The organism is Rhodococcoides corynebacterioides (assembly GCF_019834675.1).
Classification (GTDB): domain Bacteria; phylum Actinomycetota; class Actinomycetes; order Mycobacteriales; family Mycobacteriaceae; genus Rhodococcoides; species Rhodococcoides corynebacterioides_A.
The window spans coordinates 24,363-45,250 of record NZ_JABUBU010000004.1; the positions used below are offsets into that span (position 1 = coordinate 24,363).

Annotated in this window: 18 protein-coding genes; 8 read left to right on the forward strand and 10 right to left on the reverse strand. The window is 72.2% G+C overall.

Annotation, left to right across the window (positions count from 1 at the left end):
- Positions 1 to 10: 10 nt before the first annotated feature.
- On the reverse strand, positions 11 to 1,993 hold the full coding sequence (gene pknB, locus HQ603_RS07985; RefSeq protein ID WP_371831024.1) for a Stk1 family PASTA domain-containing Ser/Thr kinase: 1,983 nt from the start codon (positions 1,991 to 1,993) through the stop codon (positions 11 to 13).
- Positions 1,994 to 2,101: 108 nt separating this feature from the next.
- On the opposite strand from pknB, the gene HQ603_RS07990 reads away from it, so the two are divergent.
- A complete protein-coding gene (locus HQ603_RS07990; protein ID WP_222684022.1) occupies positions 2,102 to 2,470 on the forward strand; it encodes an Rv2175c family DNA-binding protein in 369 nt (122 codons plus the stop codon).
- A 71-nt stretch (positions 2,471 to 2,541) separates the two neighbouring features.
- Here HQ603_RS07990 and HQ603_RS07995 read toward each other — a convergent pair whose 3' ends face one another.
- From HQ603_RS07995 to HQ603_RS08010, 4 genes are all read right to left on the reverse strand, one after another.
- Positions 2,542 to 3,516 (reverse strand): phytoene/squalene synthase family protein, encoded by a 975-nt coding sequence (locus HQ603_RS07995; RefSeq protein WP_222684023.1) that lies wholly within the window; start codon positions 3,514 to 3,516, stop codon positions 2,542 to 2,544.
- Positions 3,513 to 5,252, reverse strand: coding sequence for an alpha-(1->6)-mannopyranosyltransferase A (locus tag HQ603_RS08000; RefSeq protein ID WP_222684024.1), 1,740 nt, complete (start codon positions 5,250 to 5,252; stop codon positions 3,513 to 3,515). The genes HQ603_RS07995 and HQ603_RS08000 overlap by 4 nt, the downstream gene beginning before the upstream one ends.
- 121 nt (positions 5,253 to 5,373) lie before the next feature.
- Complete coding sequence (gene crtI, locus HQ603_RS08005; protein WP_222684025.1) at positions 5,374 to 6,942, reverse strand: phytoene desaturase family protein; 1,569 nt, start codon at positions 6,940 to 6,942, stop codon at positions 5,374 to 5,376.
- On the reverse strand, positions 6,939 to 8,057 hold the full coding sequence (locus tag HQ603_RS08010) for a polyprenyl synthetase family protein (protein ID WP_222684026.1): 1,119 nt from the start codon (positions 8,055 to 8,057) through the stop codon (positions 6,939 to 6,941). The genes crtI and HQ603_RS08010 overlap by 4 nt, the downstream gene beginning before the upstream one ends.
- 253 nt (positions 8,058 to 8,310) lie before the next feature.
- Between HQ603_RS08010 and HQ603_RS08015 the strand changes: the two genes are divergently transcribed.
- Positions 8,311 to 9,291: a methylenetetrahydrofolate reductase gene (locus HQ603_RS08015; RefSeq protein WP_222684027.1), complete on the forward strand. Its 981-nt coding sequence runs from the start codon at positions 8,311 to 8,313 to the stop codon at positions 9,289 to 9,291.
- Here HQ603_RS08015 and HQ603_RS08020 read toward each other — a convergent pair.
- From HQ603_RS08020 to HQ603_RS08040, 5 genes are read right to left on the reverse strand one after another with little or no spacing between them, the layout of a single operon-like run.
- Complete coding sequence (locus HQ603_RS08020) at positions 9,265 to 10,443, reverse strand: glycosyltransferase (protein ID WP_222684028.1); 1,179 nt, start codon at positions 10,441 to 10,443, stop codon at positions 9,265 to 9,267. The two genes, HQ603_RS08015 and HQ603_RS08020, sit on opposite strands and share 27 nt — an antisense overlap.
- Positions 10,444 to 10,445: 2 nt before the next feature.
- Complete coding sequence (locus HQ603_RS08025) at positions 10,446 to 11,201, reverse strand: LppM family (lipo)protein (protein WP_442981439.1); 756 nt, start codon at positions 11,199 to 11,201, stop codon at positions 10,446 to 10,448.
- A gap of 22 nt (positions 11,202 to 11,223) precedes the next feature.
- The gene (locus HQ603_RS08030; protein WP_308126409.1) at positions 11,224 to 12,063 is read right to left on the reverse strand and encodes a carotenoid biosynthesis protein; all 840 of its coding nucleotides are present in this window, start codon (positions 12,061 to 12,063) and stop codon (positions 11,224 to 11,226) included.
- 1 nt (position 12,064) lies between these two features.
- Entirely contained in the window at positions 12,065 to 13,672 is a 1,608-nt protein-coding gene (locus tag HQ603_RS08035; protein WP_222684029.1) for a phytoene desaturase family protein, read from the reverse strand.
- Entirely contained in the window at positions 13,669 to 14,262 is a 594-nt protein-coding gene (locus HQ603_RS08040; protein WP_222684139.1) for a GNAT family N-acetyltransferase, read from the reverse strand. The genes HQ603_RS08035 and HQ603_RS08040 overlap by 4 nt, the downstream gene beginning before the upstream one ends.
- A gap of 333 nt (positions 14,263 to 14,595) precedes the next feature.
- On the opposite strand from HQ603_RS08040, the gene HQ603_RS08045 reads away from it, so the two are divergent.
- The 6 genes from HQ603_RS08045 (at position 14,596) to HQ603_RS08070 (ending at position 20,749) form a co-directional block, all read left to right on the forward strand.
- Entirely contained in the window at positions 14,596 to 15,102 is a 507-nt protein-coding gene (locus tag HQ603_RS08045; protein ID WP_222684030.1) for an SAV_6107 family HEPN domain-containing protein, read from the forward strand.
- Between the two features lie 164 nt (positions 15,103 to 15,266).
- A complete protein-coding gene (locus tag HQ603_RS08050; protein ID WP_222684031.1) occupies positions 15,267 to 15,722 on the forward strand; it encodes a DUF3040 domain-containing protein in 456 nt (151 codons plus the stop codon).
- A gap of 619 nt (positions 15,723 to 16,341) precedes the next feature.
- Positions 16,342 to 16,773 (forward strand): division/cell wall cluster transcriptional repressor MraZ, encoded by a 432-nt coding sequence (mraZ, locus tag HQ603_RS08055; protein ID WP_222684032.1) that lies wholly within the window; start codon positions 16,342 to 16,344, stop codon positions 16,771 to 16,773.
- Between the two features lie 219 nt (positions 16,774 to 16,992).
- A complete protein-coding gene (gene rsmH, locus HQ603_RS08060; RefSeq protein ID WP_222684033.1) occupies positions 16,993 to 17,988 on the forward strand; it encodes a 16S rRNA (cytosine(1402)-N(4))-methyltransferase RsmH in 996 nt (331 codons plus the stop codon).
- Complete coding sequence (locus HQ603_RS08065; protein ID WP_261773560.1) at positions 17,985 to 18,818, forward strand: hypothetical protein; 834 nt, start codon at positions 17,985 to 17,987, stop codon at positions 18,816 to 18,818. The genes rsmH and HQ603_RS08065 overlap by 4 nt, the downstream gene beginning before the upstream one ends.
- Positions 18,815 to 20,749 carry a peptidoglycan D,D-transpeptidase FtsI family protein gene (locus HQ603_RS08070; protein WP_308126410.1) on the forward strand — a complete coding sequence of 645 codons (1,935 nt, stop codon included), beginning with the start codon at positions 18,815 to 18,817 and terminating at the stop codon, positions 20,747 to 20,749. The genes HQ603_RS08065 and HQ603_RS08070 overlap by 4 nt, the downstream gene beginning before the upstream one ends.
- The last annotated feature ends 139 nt before the right edge of the window (positions 20,750 to 20,888 follow it).

The following is a 20,888-nucleotide window of genomic DNA, read 5'->3' on the forward strand; positions in this document are numbered from 1 at the left end:
CGTTGTGGCCCTACGGCAGCGACACCAACGTCACGGTCCCTCCCGGCGCGATGCGCTCGGAGGGACCGGGCGTCTGGGAGATCACCAGCGACCGGTCGGTGCGGGTGACCTGCCGAACCCGGACGTCGAGCCCGAGCCGTTCGAGTTCTTCCCGCGCGGAGCCGACGGTGCGGCCCAGCATCGACGGCACCGGAACGGCCGTCGACACCCGCAGCGTCACCGACGACCCGGCGGTCACACCCGTGCCGGCCGCGGGATCGGTGGCGACTACGGACCCCCGGTCGACGTCGGCGTCGAACACCTCTTCGACGGCGGCGACGGTGATGCCCACCCGATCGAGTTCGGCGCGTGCGTCCTGCTCGCTGCGACCGCGGACGTCCGGCACGTCGACCGGCGGCGCACCCTTGCTGGTCACCACGCGGACCTCGCTGCCCACGGGCAGCACCGTCCCCGGCGCGGGATCCAGGGCTGCGACGTCGCCGCGGTCGGCGGAACTGCTGAAGGCCTCGCCGCCGTCGACCGCCACGAACGTGCGGTCCTCGAGTGCCGCCGTCATCTCGTCGGGCGACGCCCCGGGCACCACGTCGGGCACCGCGGGACGGCCCTGCGAGACCAGCAGGGCCACCGTGCCGCCGCGCTCGACGCGCGATCCCGCCGACGGGTCGGTGCCCAGCAGCCGGTCGACCGGAGCGTCGTCGCTCCACCGGCCCTCGACCGTGGCGGTCAGGTCCGCCGCCTCGATGGCCGACACCGCCGAGGTGCGGTCGAGCCCGTCGACGGCCGGTACCGCGGTGAACCGCCCGGACCCGGCCCACCAACCGACAGTGCCGAGCACCAGGGCGGCGACCACCAGAATCGCGAGCCAGATGAGCGCCACGCGGCGCGACCGACGCCGATCCGCCTCGTAGTCGGGATAGGCGAACACGCCGCGGCCCGACGCCTCCGCGGGCGGATCGCGTCGCTCGGCGGCGGTGACCATCTTGGTGTGCTGCGTGGGGGACGGGCTGCCGATCGACGCCGCCGGAACAGCCACGATCGCGGTGTCGGGCGAGCGCGGTGCCTGCGGGGCGTACGGGCGCGGGGCGTGCAGCGTCTCGGCGGACAGATGCTCGGCCGAGCGGGCCGGGGCCGGCACCCGATAGCTCGGCAGGCCGAGCGTCGCGGTCACCGAGCGCAGTGCGTCGCCCATCGTCCCGGCATCCCGGAAGCGGTCCGCGGGCGCGCGGCGCGTGGCGTCGCGCACCACCGCGTCGAGGTGGCGGGGAACGCCCGGAACGACGGAACCCGGTGCGGGAACGTCGTTCTCCACCCGCTGGTAGGCGATCGAGAGGGAGGTGTCACCGTCGAAGGGGGTGCGGCCGGTCAGGACCTCGAACAGCAGGACGCCGGCCGAGTAGACGTCGCTGCGGGCGTCGGCGGTGCCCGTCGACACCTGCTCGGGCGACAGATACGCGGCGGTGCCGAGAATGACGCTGGCCGACGTGGTGGTCGCGGCGGCGACGGCGCGCACCAATCCGAAGTCGGCGATCTTGACCTCGCCGTCGTCGGAGATCAGGACATTCTCCGGCTTCACGTCGCGGTGCACCAGACCGGCGCGATGGGCCACGGCGAGGGCGTCGAGGACGGGCTGGAGAACCGCGACGGCGGCGTGCGGCGGCATCGGGCCCCGCTCGCGCAGCAACTCGCGGAGCGTGCCGCCCTCGACCAGTTCCATGACCAGGAACGCGTGGTCGCCGTCGCGTCCGTGGTCGTGGACCGCCACGAGCCCCGGGTGGTTGAGCCGCGCGACGGCCCGGGCCTCGAACTCGAAGCGACGGACGAACTCCGGATCACCGGCGAACTGGGGGTCCATCACCTTGATGGCGACGGGCCGGTCGAGCCGGGTGTCCAGACCGCGGTAGACGGTCGACATGCCGCCACGGGCGATGGGCGCGTCGACGCGGTAGCGCCGCTCCAGATACGTGCCGAGCAGCGACGGACCGGACACGGTCACGGGAACCTCCTGCTCGTGGACGGGGCCGGGCCGAGTGACGACCCGCCGTTCGATGGTAGTCAGTCCGGACTTGGACCCCGGCGACCGCCGTGACTACCGTGGTCAGCCGTGAGTGCCATTCCCTACTGCGACGACGTGATTCCCGCCGACGAGAAGGTCGTGCCCCTTCCCGACGTGTCGAGGTCGATGGGCGTCGCGGTCACCCGGGTGCACCAGATGCTCCGGGAGAACAAGCTGATCGCCGTCCGCCGCGACCGTGTCCCGGCCGTGCCGGCCGCGTTCCTCGACGACCACGGGCAGCCGCTCAAGCATCTGGCGGGCACCGTGTCCGTTCTCCTCGACGGCGGGTTCGATCACACCGCGATCCTGCGGTGGCTCTTCGAGGACGACCCCAGCCTGCCCGGCCGTCCGGTGGACGTCCTGCATGGCGACCACGCCCGGGAGATCGTCCGCCGCGCCCAGGCCATGGGGTTCTAGAGGCCCCGGTTCTCGAGGGCACCGGTTCCTACGGCCCCTGATTCCGGGGGCCGCCGGGTTCGAGGGCGACGTCAGGACGCCGTCGGCAGGATGCGCCCCGCCAGGCCGCGGCCGGCGGCGCGCGCGGCCACCCCGGAGCGTCGGCGATTCCCGACGACGGAGCGGCGGGACAGCGAGCGATAGCCGTCCTGTTCGACGGCGCCCAGGATGTCCCGGTACAGCGCGAACGCCACCCGAATGCCCGGCCGGGCGCGCGGCGAGAGCAGATCGATGCCCGGCTCCGCGGTGCGGTACAGCGCGCGGCACGTCGCGATGACGTCCGCCAGCGCGCGGGCGACGCGCGGATCCACCCGATCGGTCCGACGGCACCAGTGCAGCAGGTCCTCGTCCACGCCGTACGCGGCCAGCACGTCCCCGGGCAGATAGATCCGACCGCGGGCCAGATCCTCACCCGCGTCGCGGACGAAGTTGGTCAGCTGGAACGCCTCGCCGAGCGCGGCCGCCGCGGGGGAGGCCTCCTCGACCGGGACGACGGTGCCGAGGATCGGCAGCATCTGCAGACCGATCACCGCCGCCGACCCCCACATGTAGACCCGGAGATCGTCGAGGGTGGCGTAGCGGTCGGTGTAGATGCTCGACGACGGCACGTCCATCCGCATCGACGTCATGAACGCCGTGAAGTACTCCGCCGGAATGGCGTAGCGACGCGCGGTGTCCACCGCCGCCGCGAGGACCCGGTCGTGATCGGTGACGGCCTCGCCCGCGGGCGGCGTCACCGCCGCGGGCCCGTCGACCAGGCCGGCGCGGAACCGCCCGTCGATGCGATCGAGCAACGCCTCGTCGTGCGCCACGGCCGCGGCGTCGTCGGCCTCTGCGATCATGTCCACGTCGATGATGTCGTCCACCATGCGGGCGTAGGCGTAGAGCGCGTGCACCGCCGGACGGCGCTCCGGCGGCAACAACCGCGTCGCGAGGAAGTACGTCTTGCCGTGCTCGCGGGCGACGTCCCGGGAGAGGGCGTAGCCCTCGCGGAGCAGATCCGTCACGTGCTGACCTCTCGGGTGGACCGGTCCACCGACGGTTCGGGGGACTCCGCAGCAGTCGTCTCCGGGTTCGCTGCCGCGACGGTGTGCTCGGGGTTCGCTGCCGCGACGGCGGCCTCGGACGTGTCCGCCGGCAGGTGCGCCGGCTCCACCGCGTCCGCCCCGACGAACGGCGGCTCCGGGTCCGGATGGGTGACCGAGCGCAGTCGCAGGGGATCGACCTGCCGCAGCGACAGAGCGGCGACGACCGCGGCGACGATGGCCAGCACCACGTGCGGGAACGTGTACAGCCCGATGGAGCCGTCGGGCTGGAAGACCAGCATGAGCCAGGCGGACAGTCCGACCAGCACCGTGAGCGTGGTGATGGACATGGTCAGTCCGGCGGCGACGGCGAGCGGCCAGGAGTAGTACCAGGGCAGCGCCGCGGGGGAGAGGATGACGATGGCCACCAGCGAGACCAGGATGCCGAGGAGCGAGCTGCGCTCGGAATGCCGGGACCGCCACCAGGCCGTCACGAGCACCACGACCAGCGCGATCGCGCAGAGCAGGCGCGTCACCTCGAGCACCGGTCCGAGACGGGCGCCGGTGAACCAGCCCGTCCCGACGGTCACGAAGTGAGCCAGGATGGTCGGCAGGGACAGCCAGTTGATGATCTTGGCCGATCCGCTCAGCGCCGTCAGCCACCCGATGCCGACGCCGGCGACGGCGGACGAGACCACGAACACGGCCGCGAACACGACGAACCCGATGCCCGCCGCCTTGACGAAGAGCTGCAGCGTGCGCACCTGGCGGGTGGGTTCGCCGCGCTCGCGACGAGCGTCGTTCTCCGCGCGCAGGCGCGTGCGCTCGTGCTGCATCCACATCCACACCATGAACGGCAACGCGATGCCCGCCGTGGCCTTGATCGCCACGGCCACGGCCACCAGACCCATCCCGAGGACGTGTCGGTGATCGAGAACGGCGGCGATGCCCGCGGTCATGAGCCCGACCATGAGCATCTCGTTGTGCACACCGCCGATGAGATGCACCAGCACCAGCGGGTTCAGCACCGCGAGCCACAGCGCGACCGCCGGATCGGCCCCGAAGTGCCGGGCGATGCGCGGCACGGCCCACATGGTCAGCGCGAGGCCCGGCAGCATCGTCAGCCGGAGCAGCATGGTGCCGGCGATGACGTTGTCCCCGGTCAGTGAGGTGATGCCCTCACCGAGCAACAGGAACAGCGGGCCGTACGGGGCGGTGGTGGTGGTCCAGACGTTCGAGACGTTGTCGAGCAGGATGCCGGGGTTGGCGACGGGACCCACGGCGTACGGATCGAAACCGTCACGCAGCAGCGCGCCCTGCGCGAGATAGGAATAGGCGTCCCGGCTGAACATGGGGACGGCGAGCAGCAGCGGCGCGATCCACACCGGCACCACCCAGCGCAGGCGCGCGACCGTGGTGCGGTGGGCGAGACTCTCGCGGCCCAGGCGGACCCAGGCGGCGATCATGAGCAGGACGCCGATCCACACCATGGCGGTGGACAGCACCAGGCCGTGTCCGAACCGCAGCCACGACAGATGCATCTCCTCGAGCAGCGGATCGCGGCGTCGAACCGCACCCGATCCGAAGCCGCCGAAGGTGATCAGCGCGGCGCCGGCGAAACCGACGAGGGTCGCGCGGCCCGCCGCGCCGGACAGGAATCCGCGGACACCGGACGGGTCCGTCCCCGCGTCGAGCCGACCGAGGGAGGGCGTGGACATGTTCCTCCCCGATTGCCTCGAACCCGACGTGTGACCGACCGCGTGCGGTCCGACAGAGAGTTTAGAGGCATCGCGGACCGGTTCACGCACGGACCGCCGCGGTGCGCCGCCGCCGGACGCGTCAGACGCGCGACCGACCGGCGAGGGCGTCGATGCGCTGCGCCGCGAGCCGTCCGGAGATCAGCACGGTCGGCACCCCGACCCCGGGGGTGGTGCCGCACCCGGCCAGCACGACGTTCTCGATCCCCGGCACCAGGTTCCGCCGACGGAACGGACCCGTCTGACGGAACACGTGGGACGCCGAGAACGGGGTGCCGGCGATCATGCCCTGCTCGGCCCACGTGGTCGGCGTGTCGACGTGATCGATCGTCAGCGCCTCCGCGATGCCGTCGTACCCCCGTCGTTCCATCTCGAGCAGCAACTCGCGCACGTACGGCTCGGTCACCGTGTCCCAGTCGATCGGGGCGGTGTCGAGGTTGGGGCAGGGGGCGAGGATGGAGATCGGCTCGTACTCGACCCCGTCCGTCGTGACGCGCAGGCCCGGATCGGTGAGCGACGTGCGAGTGATGAGCAGCGACGGATCGCTCATCAACGACCCCTTCCCGCGCCGCGCCGTGAGCTCGCGGAAGGTCTCGGCCCAGTTGGCCCCGAAGTCGATGACGTGGTGCGACTGCGCGGACCAGGTCTCGGTGACCGACACCGGCACGCGGCCGTGCACCACCACCGCGGACGGAGACGCGCGGATACGACGACGCGGGGTCTTCACGCCCGCGGTGCCCAGCAACGCGTCGACGACGGGGAGGTCGGGGGTCAGGACCAGCGCGTCGCACGCGATCCGCTCTCCGCCGTCGAGCACCACGGCCCGCGCGCGACCGCCGCCCTGCTCGATGCTGCGGACGGTCGCCCCGGTGCGCAGGGTGCCGCCGGCGGTGGTGAACGCGTCGGCCATCGACTCGGCGATGACCCGCATCCCGCCCTCCGGGAACGTGACCCCGAGCGAGGTGTCCATGTGCGCGATGACGGAGTAGACGCCCAGGGCCTTCGCCGGCGCGACCCCGGCGTAGAGAGCCTGGAAGGTGAAGATGCGGCGCAACCGGTCGTCGTGGACGAACGCGTCGACCTTGCCGCCGAGCTTGGCGAACCCGCCGAGCTTCAACAGCGTCAGCGTCCGGCGGAGCGACGAGGGCTCCGCGACCAGGTCCAGCGGCGAGTCGAAGTTGCCGCCGACGAACCGGTCGTACGCGGCGTCGAACATCGAGGCGAGCCACCCGCGCAGTCGCCGGTAGCGCGCCGCTTCCTCCGGCCCGCAGGTCCGCTCGACCTCGGCCACCATGCGCTCGGCGTTCGAGTGCACGTCGATGCTGGTCCCGTCCGCGAACCGCGTGTGATACGCCGGGTGCAGCGCGTGCAGACGCAGGGGCGGCGTGGTCGACTCGCGGGTCGCACCGACGGCGGCCAGTGCCTCGTCGATGAGCTCGGGCATCGTCAGCACGCTGGCGCCGGTGTCGATGCGGTATCCCGGCGCGGCCACCGATCCCACGCGACCGCCGACGGTGTCCGCGCGTTCGATCAAGGTGACCTCGCGGCCCGATCCGCGCAGGTGCAGCGCCGCGGCGAGTCCGGACAGACCGGCACCCACCACCACGACGTGATCGGTGGGTCCCGTGACCGTGGCGAGGGTGGACGTCATGTGGTTCTCCTGGTGGCGGCGTGCGCCATGGCGACGAGGCGGTCCGCGGCGTCGGGGGTGACGTCGGCGCCGGACAGCGCGGCGAGTGCGCATTCGGTCAGGGTGGTGATGCGGCGTTCGACCTCGTCGACCGCGCCGAGGCGGAAGAGCAGCGCCCGCATCTCGTCGACCTGCGCCGACGTCAGGTCGGTGCCCAATCCGGCGCGAATGGTCTCGGCGGCCGCGGGATCGTCGCGGTCGGCGACGTCGAGCGCCGCGGCGATCAACACCGTGCGCTTGCCTTCACGGAGGTCGTCGCCGGACGGTTTGCCCGTCACCGCGGGATCGCCGAAGACCCCCAGCAGATCGTCGCGCAGCTGGAAGGCGATGCCGATGTCGGCGCCGAAGGTGCGGTAGACGTCCAGCAGCGCGGGGTCGGCGTCGGCCAACGCGCCGCCGAGGAGCAGCGGGCGCTCCACCGTGTACGCGGCGGTCTTGTACCGGTCGATGCGGAGGGCGGCGTCGAGCGAGTCGTCGCTGCGCGCCTCCACCGCGATGTCGAGCAACTGCCCACCGAGCACCTCGGTGCGCATCGCCGACCAGATCGGCCCCACCCGCCGGACCGTCTCGATCGGCAGGTCGGCCTCGCGGATCAGGTCGTCCGCCCAGCACAGGGCCAGATCGCCGAGCAGGATCGCGACCGCCTCGCCGAACGCGTCGGGGTCACCGATCCACTCGGACCGACGGTGGCGTTCGGCGAACGTCACGTGCACCGTCGGAAATCCCCGGCGGGTCAGCGAGGAGTCGATGATGTCGTCGTGCACCAGGGCGCAGGCCTGCACGAACTCGAGGGCCGAGCAGACCTGCAGCACGGCCTCCGCGTCGGGCCCCCCGGGGTCACCGCCCGCGCCGAGCCAGCCCGTCCAGGCGAAGGACGGGCGGATCCGCTTGCCGCCGCGCAACACGAAGGACCGCAGTTCCTCGACCGCCTCGGCGTACACGGGGCCGACGGTGTCGACCGTCGGTCGCCGCGAGTCGACGAAGGAGTCGAGCACGCCCTCGACGGCTTGGACGAAGGACCCGCGGGGCCACTCCGATCGGTCGCCGGTGACGGTCGCGGGATCCCCACGGCGCACGGGGTCGACGCCGGTGGTCGGGAGAGAGGCGGCAGACAGGGTTTCCTCCGGGGAACGCGCAGGGACGGGCGGGTCGAGGTCCGCGCCGCTCGACGGCTGCGGACCCGGCGGGCAAGGACGCCGCCTGCCCGCACTCTAACGCTGATTCGGACACCCCCGTGCCGACAGACGACCCCCCCGCGACGACGCGGGCGAGGGGCCGGTCACACCGCGTCACCGTCACCGCCCGGTACACCGCTTCTATGCTGTGCGAGTGACCGAACGATCACGTGCCTCGCGCACCCCGTCCGTCGTCGACCGCCTGGCAGCGGCCACGCACGGACGCGTGCCCTTCTCCGTCGAGTTCTCCCCGCCCCGCGACCAGGCCGGCGAGGACCGCCTGTGGCGCACCGTGCGCGCGTTCGAACAGATGCACCCGGCGTTCGTGTCCATGACCTACGGCGCGGGCGGGTCCACGCGCGATCGCACCGTCCGGGTCACCGGCGACCTCGCCGATTCCACCACCCTGGTGCCGGTGGCGCACCTGACGGCCGTGGGCCACAGCGTCGCCGAACTGCGCTCGATGGTCGGTGCGTACGCCGACCGCGGCATCGCGAACATCCTGGTGCTGCGCGGCGATCCGCCCGGCGATCCCCTGGGCACCTGGGAGAAGCACCCCGAGGGCGTCGAGTACGCCGAGGACCTGGTCCGGCTGGTCAAGGACCTCGGCGACTTCCACGTCGGGGTGGCGTCGTTCCCCGGCGGTCATCACCGGTCGCCGACGCTCGAGGACGACACACGCTTCCTGGTCGGCAAACTGCGCGCCGGAGCCGACTACTCGATCACGCAGATGTTCTGGGACGTCGACGACTATCTGCGCCTGCGCGACCGCGTCGCCGCGTACGACCCCGAGCAGGGCGCGAAGCCGATCATCCCCGAGATCATGCCGATCACCTCGATCCGCTCCATCGAGCGTGCCGTCGAGCTCTCCGGCTCCGAACTGCCGGCGTCGGTGCGGGCGCGGCTCGCCGCCGCGGCGGGCACCGGCAGCGAGGAGGACCGGGCCGCCGTGCGGGCCGTGGGCATCGACCTCGCCACCGAGATGGGGGAGCGGCTGATCGCGGAAGGCGCCCCCGGTCTGCACTTCATCACGCTGAACTTCGCCAAGGCCACCTCCGAGGTCGTCGCCAACCTCGGCCTCGCGCGCCCGGCGCCCGCGATGACCGGGTCAGCGACGGGTGTCGAGAACGCGTGACTTCCAGGTGAGCGTGCCGCGGCGTCGACCGCGGTCGCTCGACACCGCCAGCGCCGTCCCCACCAGGATCGACGCCGGGTGCCAACTCGACGTGACGACGTCGCGGGCGAGAGAGTCCGGGCTGCCCTCCGCGCGGCGGGACACCACGCGGGAGACCACGCCGGCGACGTAGCCCGTCGCCGCCCAGCGGCGGGTGATCGCCGACGACGCGAGCAGTCCGGTGGGCGGGATCAGCCAGATCGCCGACACCAGCGCCCCGACGCCGACCGCGACGGGCCCCCGACCGAACTGCGACCACAGCCACTTGCCGTGGCCGGCCCAGACCTGCGCGGCGTCGTCGTACATGCGGCAGGTGGCCACGCGGCCGCCGTAGCCGACGGCCGTCGGGAACCCCCGTCGCCGGAACTCGCGGACCAGCGTCAGGTCGTCGGCGACGGCGCCGCGCGTGACGCGATGCCCCCCGACGGCCCGGTACGCGGCCGCGTCCATGACGAGGAACTGACCGTTGGCCACGCCCATGGAGGGACGTCGCCCTCGATTGGCGCCGCGGACGTACAGGCTCACCGACCACGACCAGGAGAGCAGCGGCTGCACCAGCCGCTCGGCCGCGGTCACCGCGACCTGTCCCGGCCAGGGGCTGAGGAAGGTCGTGTCCAGGGCGCGCAGGCAGGACACCGCTGCGTCGAGGGCGTCCGGGGTGAGTCGGACGTCGGCGTCGACGAAGACCACCACCGTCGGATCGGTCTCCTCGAGCGCCCTCTGCCCGAGGTCGATGCAGGTCATCGACTTGCCGACGCCGTCCGCCCCGTCCGATCGACGGGTGGCCACGCGGACCCGGGGATCACCCGCGGCGGTGGATCGGGCGACGTCCGCCGTTCCGTCGGTGGAGTCGTCGTCGAGCACCAGGACCGTCAGGGACGCGGCGGTGCGTTGCGCGAGCAGATCGGCGAGCAGATCGGGGAGGCGCTCCGCTTCGTCGCGCGCCGGGATGCAGACGGTGACCCGCTCCTGCTCCTGCGCCCGATCCCACTCCCGTGCCGCCGCCGCCGCGCGTCGCGGGGCGATCACGGGCGCCGTGCGGGCGTTGACCACCGTCAGCACCGCGGTGGCCGCGGCGGCCAGGGAACCGATCCGCACGAGGCGGTCGTACACGGTCAGCGTGCGTCGGTCGGTCGACGTGACGGCCGGACGGCGTCCTCGGGCCGGCGCGACCGCCGGACGGGGTTGCGGGCGACGTAGGCCATCCCACCGACGATCGCGGCGACGCCGACCGTCACGCCGAAGACGATGCCCGCCCATCCGGCGAAGCTGCGGGTGTTCGGATCCGAGTACCGCACCTCGGCGCGCAGCGTGCTCCGCTCGCCGGCGGGGAGGGCCCAGGACACCACGTTGTCGCCCTCGCGTGCCCCGTTGGTGGTGGTGACGCGGGCGGGGAAGGCGATGGTGAACTGCACGTCGCTGCCCTCGGCCGGCACCGTGCCCAGGTCCACCTGACCCGACAGCGACACCAGGTCACCGGCTCGGGCCAGGGAGAGCTGGAACAACCCGGCCGCCTGATCGGACAGGCCGCCGAGCTGCTGGACGTCGCCGAACGTCAGGTCGCTGAAGAGCGCCTCGCTGCCGACGTACCCGTCGGCGGAGTAGGGCTGCACGCGGATCTTGCCGGACAGGCTGTTCGGCACGTCGAGACCGGGGCCCGTGTCACCCTCCGCGGACGGCACCACGGCGACCACGATGCGTCCGGAGACGCGGTCGTCGGACGACACGCCCATGGACACCTGAGCGCGCAGGCACCCGGACAGCAGCACCGCCACGAGCGCCATCAGCGTCACGACGGCGAGGCGACGCACCGCGCGGGTGCGGGCGGGGCGAGCGGTGCGGGATTCGACGGGCGTGAGCACAGCGGTCATGGTGCCAGCCGGAGACCCTTCGTCAGTGCACGGGTCGATCGACACGCAGAGGGGTCGGCGCGGCGCTGCGCCGACGTACCGCCAGCAGGAAGGGGACGCCGACGACACCCATGGCGACCAGTCCGTACAGGGCGGACCACCCGAGGTCGGGGAGGAACACCGCATGGGCCAGGGCCGATCCCAGCCAGGTCCACAGGAAGAGCCCCAGCGGAATCGACCTCGACACCGCCGTCCGTTCCGGGACGGCGCGGCCGAGGATCTCCATGGCCACGGCCATGAGGAACGCGACCAGCAACCATCCGACGTAGTTGGTCCACGGGATACCGGGCAGTCCGGGCAGACCGTCGAACGCGCTGCACCAGGTCCACTGGCCGTCGGCGACCATCTGCGGATCGAGGTAGAGGTCCCACCCGACCACGCCGACGGTCGTCAGGCCGATGCGCGTCGCGATGCGAGCGGGCGCGGTGACGGCCCGGGCGCGTTCGGTGATGACGGTCGCGGCCGTCCACACGGGGTAGAGCCCGGCGGTCCAGGCGAACGGGACCACGACCGGGACGTGCGCGACGGACGGGCCGATGCGGTCCTGCGCGTAGCTGTAGCAGCCGAAGGGCATGCCCGTGCGTGTCCCGACGATCTCGGCGGTGAGTCCGATTCCGGCCGTGACGAACACCATCGTCAGGGCCCATCCACCGCCGCGCGAGCGCGCAGCGTGCGCGATGCAGGCCGCCGCGAGGAGCGCGACCACGGCGAACGTGATCGCGTCCTTCACGGAACCGGACGCCAGCGGGTAGGCGATCTGCGCCGCCACGGCCGCCGCGGCGAACCCCAGCGCGACGGCGGGGGTCCGGGTCGCGGGAGTCACGTCACCGTCCCACGATCGCGCCGAGCCGGGACACGAGCCGCTGCACGGGGGAACCGGCGCGCTCGGCGAGCGCCAGCCGGGCCGCGCTGCGACCGGACGCCCCGGAGACGCCGCCGCCCGGGTGGGTCGAGGCCCCGGTGAGGAAGAAGGACGGCGCACCCGGCACCGTCATCCCGGCCAGCGCGGGCATCGGACGCCACATCATCATCTGGTGCAGCGACATCTCGACGTGCATGACGTTGCCGCCGATCAAGCCCAGTTCCTGCTCGAGGTCCCACGGCGACTGGGTGTGCCGACGCAGGACCGTGTCGGCGAACCCCGGGGCGTAGCGGTCGACCTCGGCCACGATGCGGTCGCCTTCGAGTTCCGCGACCTCCGGCGATCCCCCGCGCCACGAGCGTCCGTCGGCCAGGCGGTAGGGGTGCCACTGCGACCACAGCGACACCTGGTGCTCGCCGGGCGCCGCGATGGACGGATCCACCGCGCTGAAGCTCATGGCCAGCACCACCGGCGCCGGCGGCAGGTCGCCCGCCGAGGCGGCGCCGTGCGCGCGGCGCAGCTGGGCGCGGTCGTGCACCAGCAACTGCAGGCCCTGCGACGAGTCCGCGACGTCGGTGTTCGGGTACTGCGGCAACGCGGAGGTCGAGGCCCGGACCACCATGCCGATGCCCGGGCCCACGTCGATCTGACGACGCCACGAGTCGGTGGTCGCGGTGTCGAATCCGCCCGCGTCGAGCAGATCGAGGGTCGTGAGGACGTGGCATCCGGCGATCACCGTGCGCGCTCGCACCTCCTCGCCGCTCGCGGTGCGGACCGACCATCCCTCGCCTCGCCGACTCACCGAGGTGACCGCGTCGCCGAGGGTGACGGTGCCGCCGTCGGCCTCGATCTTGGTGGCGAGGGCGACGGAGAGCGCGCCGCTGCCGCCGACCGCACGACCGGGCGGAGTGGTGTGCATCAGCGTGTTGAACGCGACCATCGGTGCGGTGCCCGGTTCGGACATCGGCGGACCGGACTGCGCGCCGAACCACGCGAGCGCGGCCTTGAGTCGCTCGCTGTCGAACCAGCGGTCGAGCAGTGCGTCGCCGGACGCGAGGAACTCGCGCGACAGGGCCGCGGCCCCGTCCGACGCGTCCATGCCCCAGAACGAGGAGAAGAACGCGCGCCCGGTGGGCGGTGCGCCGAACGAGCGCATGACCCGGGCGCTGCGCGGTCCCCACACATCGACGAACCGTCGGTACGCGTCCGCGTCCCGACGTCCGCACGCGGCCTCGATCGAGGCGCACGTGGCGTCCAGATCGACGGAGAAGACGATGCCCGGCTCGTCCGTGCCGGGCGGCGGGGGAGCGAAGGCCCAGGGGTCGCAGTCCAGGTAGCGCAGGCCGTGATCGGCCAGGCGGAGCTCCTCGATGATCCCGGTCTGCCGCACCATGATGTGCGCGGACGACCCGCGGTCGACCTTGTGTCCCGGGAAGCGCTCGACGGTGGAGGCCGCGCCACCGACGACGGTGTCGCGTTCGAGGACGCGGACCGACCAGCCGGCGTCGGTCAGGTAGGCGGCGGAGACGAGAGCGTTGTGTCCCGAACCGATGACGGCGGCGTCGATCACGTGGTCGGCTCCTCGGTAATGGTGGCCGCGGGCGTCGCCGCGGTCGGATGGTGGACGTCGGGCTCGCCGACGTCCAGGGGAAGGTCGCGCCCGAGGACGGCGAACGGTCGGGAATCGCCCGCGAACCGGAAGTGACGGAGCACGTCGACGAATCCGGCGCGTCGGTAGAGGCGCCACGCTCGATTGTCCTCGGCGTGGACCTCGGGGGTGGACAGCAGCACCCGCTGCTCGCTCCGGTCGGCCAGCAGCGCGGTGAGGAGTCGGCTCCCCACGCCGGCGCCCTGGACGTGCGGTGCGACGTGCAGCTCGGTGAGCTCGACGTAGTCCGCGAGAACCGATTCCGCACGGCCCGGACTCCACCCGGCCCGGCGCATGCCGTCGCGCACCTGGCGGTGCCACCACTGACCGTGGTCGCCGCGATAGCAGTACGCGATGCCCACCACGCAGTCGTCCCGCAGGGCGCACACCGCGCGCCAGCCCGGACGCAGGATGTGTTCCGACCACATCGGGGCCCGGTGCAGGTCGGTGCCGGGCGGATAGCCCATCGCGTCGACGTACACCGCGAGCGCCTCCGTCAGCCGCGCACGCATCTGCTGCGGAGTGAGATCGAGCAGAGTGATGCCTCCGCTCCCGACGGAACCGGGCACTCGATCACGGTACCCATCGCCCGACCCCTGGCGCGTCGGCGCGTGGGACGGTACTGTTCGATATCGAACACACGTTCGATGGAGGTCGTGCGATGACGGGCCGGACGTGCGGGGCGGGGTTCGTGTCGGACCGGCGTGATCTTCTTCGCACGGGCGGCCGGGCGGAATCACCGCGCACGTCCCACCGTTGAACAGGACGACGCGGACGACATACAAGCGACAGACGAGCAGCAACCCGAGCAGGACAGCGGCCCGAGTGCACGAGGAGGTTCGACCATGGTGAGAGGCTTCGCACCCAGCAGTACGCGGGCCGGCAGTACTCGGGCCGGCACCCGGGCGAGCGCCGGGCACGGAACGGTGCTGACCTTCGGAGCTCCCTCGGCGCCCGCCGGTCCGCCGTCCCGCGCGACGGGGTTGCTCCGGCGTGCGGACGCTCTGCTCGCGAACGCGGCGAGCGCGCCGACGGCGGCGGATCGGTTCCTCGAGGCGTACGTGGCCGCCCTCCGGGGGGCCGGGGCGCTGCTCGACAGCGTCGACCCGACGCCGAAGCGCGGCACCCCGCGCAGCGCGTGGGTCCGGATGCAGACCGCCGCGCCCGACTTCGCCGACTGGGCGGCGTACTTCTCGGGCTACTCCGCGGTGCGGGCCGCCATCGAGGCCGGGTCCGCCGACCGTCTCGACGCGGCGGAGTCCGACGAGTTCTACACGCAGGTCGGACGCTTTCTGAACCGGGTCGAGGACCGTCTGCGGGCGCCGTCCGAGGCGGTCCCGCAGTCCGCGTGAGGACCGGGTCCACCACGCCGCCCGATTTTTCCGCATACTGGTGTGGCAGCGAGGTGGTACGCCACCGAATCTGCTCGTATCATCGTCAGCAGGTGGCCGGACCGATCGGCCGCCTCTCACTTCTGGCCGGGAGTGAGAGCCCATCCAGTGCCGGGGGAGGTACCGTGCCACTCTCCGAGCACGAGCAGCGCATGCTCGATCAGATCGAGAGCGCTCTCTATGCCGAGGACCCCAAGTTCGCGTCCACCGTGCGCGGCGGACGTATTCGTGCCGCGTCGACTCGTCGCCGCTTCCAAGCCATCGCGCTCTTCGTCGTCGGCCTCGTGCTGCTGATCGCCGGTGTCGCGTTGCCGTTCAAACCCGGTGGGTTCCCCATCATCAGCCTGGTCGGGTTCGCCGTGATGTTCGGCGCCGGCGTCCTCCTGCTCGTCCGGAAACCCGGTGCGGCGGCGGCGGCCGAGTCGGACGGCGGCGAGGGAGATGCTCCCGCGCCTCCGACCTCCGGGGCACGTCGTCCCGGCCCCACTGCGCGCGGCGGTTCGGGTCAGCGTGGCGCCAAGCGCCCCGGATTCTCGGCCCGGATGGAAGAGCGTTTCCGCCGCCGCTTCGATCAGGGCTGACCGACACGGGTCGGCGTCAGCGCCGACTCCCTGATCTCCACGCCGAATGCGGCGCCTCGTCACGAGGCGCCGCATTCGGCGTTTTCGTGCGTGCCCGCCACCGCACTGCTGTCCACCGAGGCTCGAGGGTGCGAGTTTTGCTACGGGATCCGGGGCACATCCGCGGATCCGCCGTGTCGAGGCGGATCGTGTGGCAGAACTCGCGCGGGTGTCGGGCCTCGGTGTCCTCGACCCGCTGATTCGCCGGGATTTCAGTCGGAGCGATCGAGGTGCGGGCACCGAGCCCGACGGCGCCTTCCGGTATGGGTGTCGGCCCAGCTGCGCCACCCCACGACGCCCCACCGGAGCCGGCGAACGTCGTCCGGGCCCCCACTTTCCTCCACGCCCGCACGGAAAAGCGACTCGAGCTGCGCTGTTCGTCTGTCGAAGCAGCGTCGCGGAACCGGGTCCTGCCGTCCGGTCTCGTCGTCACCCCCGAGAACTCACCGCGGCGGAACTGCACTTTCGATGACACGTCACTACTCCGGGGGGAGGAAGTGATTGAAAGTGGGGGAAAGTGGGGTAATGTGGCCGTCAGCGGAGAGAGCAAGCCGCGACGGACAGGAGCGGGAGGTGCCGGGTGTTCCTCGGTACCTACACGCCCAAGCTCGACGACAAGTTCCGGCTGACGTTGCCGGCGAAGTTCCGAGACGAGTTGGCAGGAGGGGTGATGGTGAGCAAAGGGCAGGACCACAGCCTGGCCATCTACCCCCGTGCCGTCTTCGCGGAACGGGCGGAACGGTTGGCGGCCGCATCGCGGTCCAATCCGCGGGCCCGTGCCTACATCCGGAACCTGGCGGCGGGAACGGACGAGCAGCACCCCGACGGGCAGGGCCGGATCACCATCGGCGCCGCCCACCGCGAGTACGCGAACCTGTCGAAGGACTGCGTCGTCATCGGCTCGATGGACTATCTCGAACTCTGGGACGCCTCGTCCTGGGAGACCTACTCCCGGGAGCACGAAGAAGATTTCTCGCAAGCTGTGGACGAATCGCTCGAAGGAATGTTGTAGCCGACCGAGGCCGCGGCGAGTGCCGCGTGGCCTCTGCCCGAACCGGACCTTGACGTACTTCCCCGACGCCAAGTGCCGGACCAGGACCCTGACGTACTTCCCCGACGCCAGGTGCCTGAATCGGACAGGGACCTCGCGCGCATTCGCCCTCCACGGACGGCGAGACCGACCGCAACCGACACGACTGCAGACCACGGCGAGACACGGCGGGAGAGCGAGATGGCGGAGCAGCAGGGGTCCCCGTCCCCCTTCTCTCACGTTCCCGTCCGGCTGCACCGCGCCGACGATCTGCTCGGTCCCGCCTTCGACGCCGTCGAGGGCCGCGACCCCGTCTACCTCGACGCCACTCTCGGCCTCGGTGGACACGCCGAACACTTCCTCACCACCTACCCACGACTGCGCCTGATCGGCCTCGATCGCGACACCGACGCGCTCGCGATGGCCGGTGAGCGGCTCGCCCGCTTCGGTGAGCGGGTGGTTCTGGTGCACACGACGTACGACGGCATCGAGAACGCACTGGACCGCGCCGAGCTGGGGCACGTCGGCAGCGTCGACGGCATTCTGTTCGACCTCGGTGTGTCGTCGATGCAGCTCGACTCCGCGGATCGCGGGTTCGCCTACTCGGTCGACGCGCCGCTCGACATGCGCATGGATCCGACGACGGGTCGGACCGCTGCCGACATCCTCAACACCGCCACCCACGGTGAGATCGCCCGCATCCTCAGCACGTACGGCGAGGAACGGTTCGCCGGCCGCATCGCCTCCGCCATCGTCCGGCGTCGCGAGCAGGTGCCGTGGACCACCAGCGGGCCTCTGGTCGAACTGCTCTACGACAGCATCCCCGCGGCCACTCGACGCACCGGCGGGCACCCGGCCAAGCGCACGTTCCAGGCGCTGCGAGTCGCCGTCAACGCCGAACTCGACTCGCTGCGCGACGCCATCGCGCCGGCACTGACCTCGCTCGCGGTGGGCGGACGCATCGTCTTCATGTCCTACCAATCGCTCGAGGACCGGGTGGTCAAGCAGGAGCTGACGCCGCTGACGCGGTCGACCACTCCCGAGGGTCTGCCCATGGAACTGCCCGGGAGCGGGCCGGAGTTCCGGTTGCTCACCCGCGGCGCGGAGAAGGCGCCGCAGTCCGAGATCGACGACAACCCCAGGGCGGCACCGGTGCGACTGCGTGCTGCCGAGCGCATCTCGAGGAGGTCGTCATGAGCGCATCCGTGGACGCGCCCACCGGAACCCGACGAGCGGGCGGAGTGGTCGACACCGTCGCGCCGGTCCGCGTGCCCGCCCGCACTGGGGCGGCCCGACGTGCCTACGAGAAGCGTCAGCGACGTGCGCGGGCACTGGACGTCGACACCACGACGCGTGACCGTCGTACCGTCGCCGCCCGCGTTCCCTTCGTCGCGGCCGTCATCGGTCTGTTGGCGATCGGTCTCGCCTGCACCTTGTTGCTCAGCACCCGCGCCGCGGAGGAGTCCTACCAGCTCAGCGACGCACGAGCCGAGAACCAGCGGCTCAGCGAACAGGCTGCGGCACTGCAGCGCGACGTCGAACTCGCCGCCTCGGCGCCCGAACTCGCGCGACGTGCCGCCGAGCTGGGCATGATCCCCACCAAGGACGTGCCCCGGTTGGTCGTGCAGCCCGACGGCGTCGTTCAGGTCGTCGGAACCCCGGCGCCGGCCGCGGGGCCGCCCGCCCCGGCGTTCTCGGCGCCGGCGGCGTCGCCCGGTCGCGCCGGTGTCACCCCGGCCCGCCCCGGCGCGGCTGCCGCCCCGGGGGCGACGTCGAGCGAGGCACTGACCCCGATGAACCGCGGCGCAGCCCCCACCACCGGTGCGCCCGGGACCGCCACGGCGGCACCCCCGGCGAGCCCGGCTCCCGCCGATTCGGCCCCGGCGAACCCGGCCCCGGCGAGCCCGGCACCGGCGAGCCCCGCACCCGCGGCACCCGCTCCTCCCGCGCAACAGAACTCCGCACCGTCCGGGCCGGTCGACGAACAGCCCGTTCCCGTGGCACCGCCGACCGGAGGCACGCAGTGAACCAGCGACGCGACGAGCCCCCCCTCCGCAGCCGCGGCCCCGCGCCGCGCTACCCGGCGCGTTCCGGTCCGGCCTACTCGGGCCGCCCGCCGGCCCCGCGGGGACGCGGGCCGAACCGGCGCGGGGGATCGCGGACGGAGACGTTCGACTTCCGGTTCCGCTACGGCCGCTTCGCGATGTTCCTCGTGCTCGGCGTCGCGACGGTGCAGCTGCTGTGGATCCAGGGCGTCGACGCGCCGGCGTTGTCGGCGGAGTCGGCCGGTCAGCGCACCACGACCGTCGTCGACCCCGCCACGCGCGGATCGATCACGGACCGGGACGGCAAGCCGATCGCGTTCACCATGGAGGCGAAGGCCCTCACGTTCCAGCCGCAGCGGGTGCGGGTGGAACTCGAGGAGGCCAAGGCGAAGGACCCGTCGGCGCCCGAGCCCGACGATCGGCTCGACGCCATCGCCGCGGGGGTCGCGGACACCCTGGCCGGTGTGGTCACCGAGAAGGGCCTCATCGCCAAGATGACGGGGGACACGTCCTTCGAGTACCTGGTCCGCAGCGTCGATCCGGCGGTCGCGGCGTCGATCGCCGAGCAGTTCCCCGAGGTGGGACTGGAACGCCAGGACATCCGGGAGTACCCGGGCGGTGCGCTCGCGGCCAACATCGTCGGGGCCACCGGGTGGGACGGCCACGGACTGCTCGGCCTCGAGGACTCGATGGACCCCGTGCTCGCGGGCACCGACGGGTCGCGGACCTACGACCGGGGCAGCGACGGCGCGGTCATCCCCGGCAGTTGGCGCGATCAGCAGCCGGCGATCGACGGTTCGACCGTCGAACTGACGCTGAACAGCGACATCCAGTACCAGGTGCAGCAGCAGGTGCAGCAGGCGAAGAACCTCTCGGGCGCGAAGAACGCGTCGGCGGTGGTCCTGGACGCGAAGACCGGTCAGGTCCTCGCGATGTCGAACGACGGCACCTTCGATCCGTCCATCGGCGTCGGCAACAACCCGGCCGATGCGCAGATGGGCAACCTGGCGGTGTCCAGTCCCTTCGAGCCGGGCTCGGTGAACAAGATCGTCACCGCGGCGGCCGCGATCGAGGACGGACTCACGCGCCCCGACGAGGTCCTGCAGGTGCCCGGCAGCATCACGATGGCCGGAGCCACCGTGAAGGACGCGTGGGATCACGGTGTCGCGCCGTACACGACCACCGGCGTCTTCGGGAAGTCGTCGAACGTGGGCACGTTGATGCTGGCGCAGCGCGTCGGCGAGGACCGGTACGCGGACATGCTGCAGAAGTTCGGCCTGGGTCAGCGCACCGACGTCGGGCTGCCCGGCGAGAGCGCCGGCAGCGTTCCGGCGCGCGACCAGTGGTCGGGCGGCACCTTCGCGAACCTGCCCATCGGACAGGGTCTGTCGATGACGTTGCTGCAGATGACAGGCATGTACCAGGCGATCGCCAACGACGGCGTGCGCGTTCCGCCGCGCATCGTGTCCGCGACGGTCGGACGCGACGGCACTCGCACCGAGACCCCGCAGCCCGAGGGCATCGAGGTGGTCAGCCCGGAGACGGCGCGCACGGTGCGGGACATGTTCCGGTCGGTGACGCAGAACGACACGGGGGATCAGCGCGGCACGGGCGTGCAGGCCGGGATCGAGGGCTACCAGGTGAGCGGCAAGACCGGCACCGCGCAGCAGGTCGATCCGGAGTGCAAGTGCTACTCGAACTCGAGTTACTGGATCACCTTCGCGGGCATCGCGCCCGCGGACGATCCCCGCTACGTGATCGGAATCATGCTCGACGCCCCCACGCGCAGTGCGGACGGTTCCGGCGGTCAGTCCGCGGCGCCGTTGTTCCACTCCATCGCCTCGTGGATGCTGCAGCGCGACGCGGTGCCGCTGTCCGCCGCGGCGGACCGGTTGGTGCTCCAGGCGGGGTGACCCGACCGGACCGGTCGGGGCGCGGCACGAGGCGCCGGTAATCTGATTCGTCGGCCCGCTCGCCGTCCTCGACGGCGCCGGCGGGCCGTCGCCCGTGCCGGTGGGACCACCCACCGCGTGACCAGCTGTTTCGCCCACG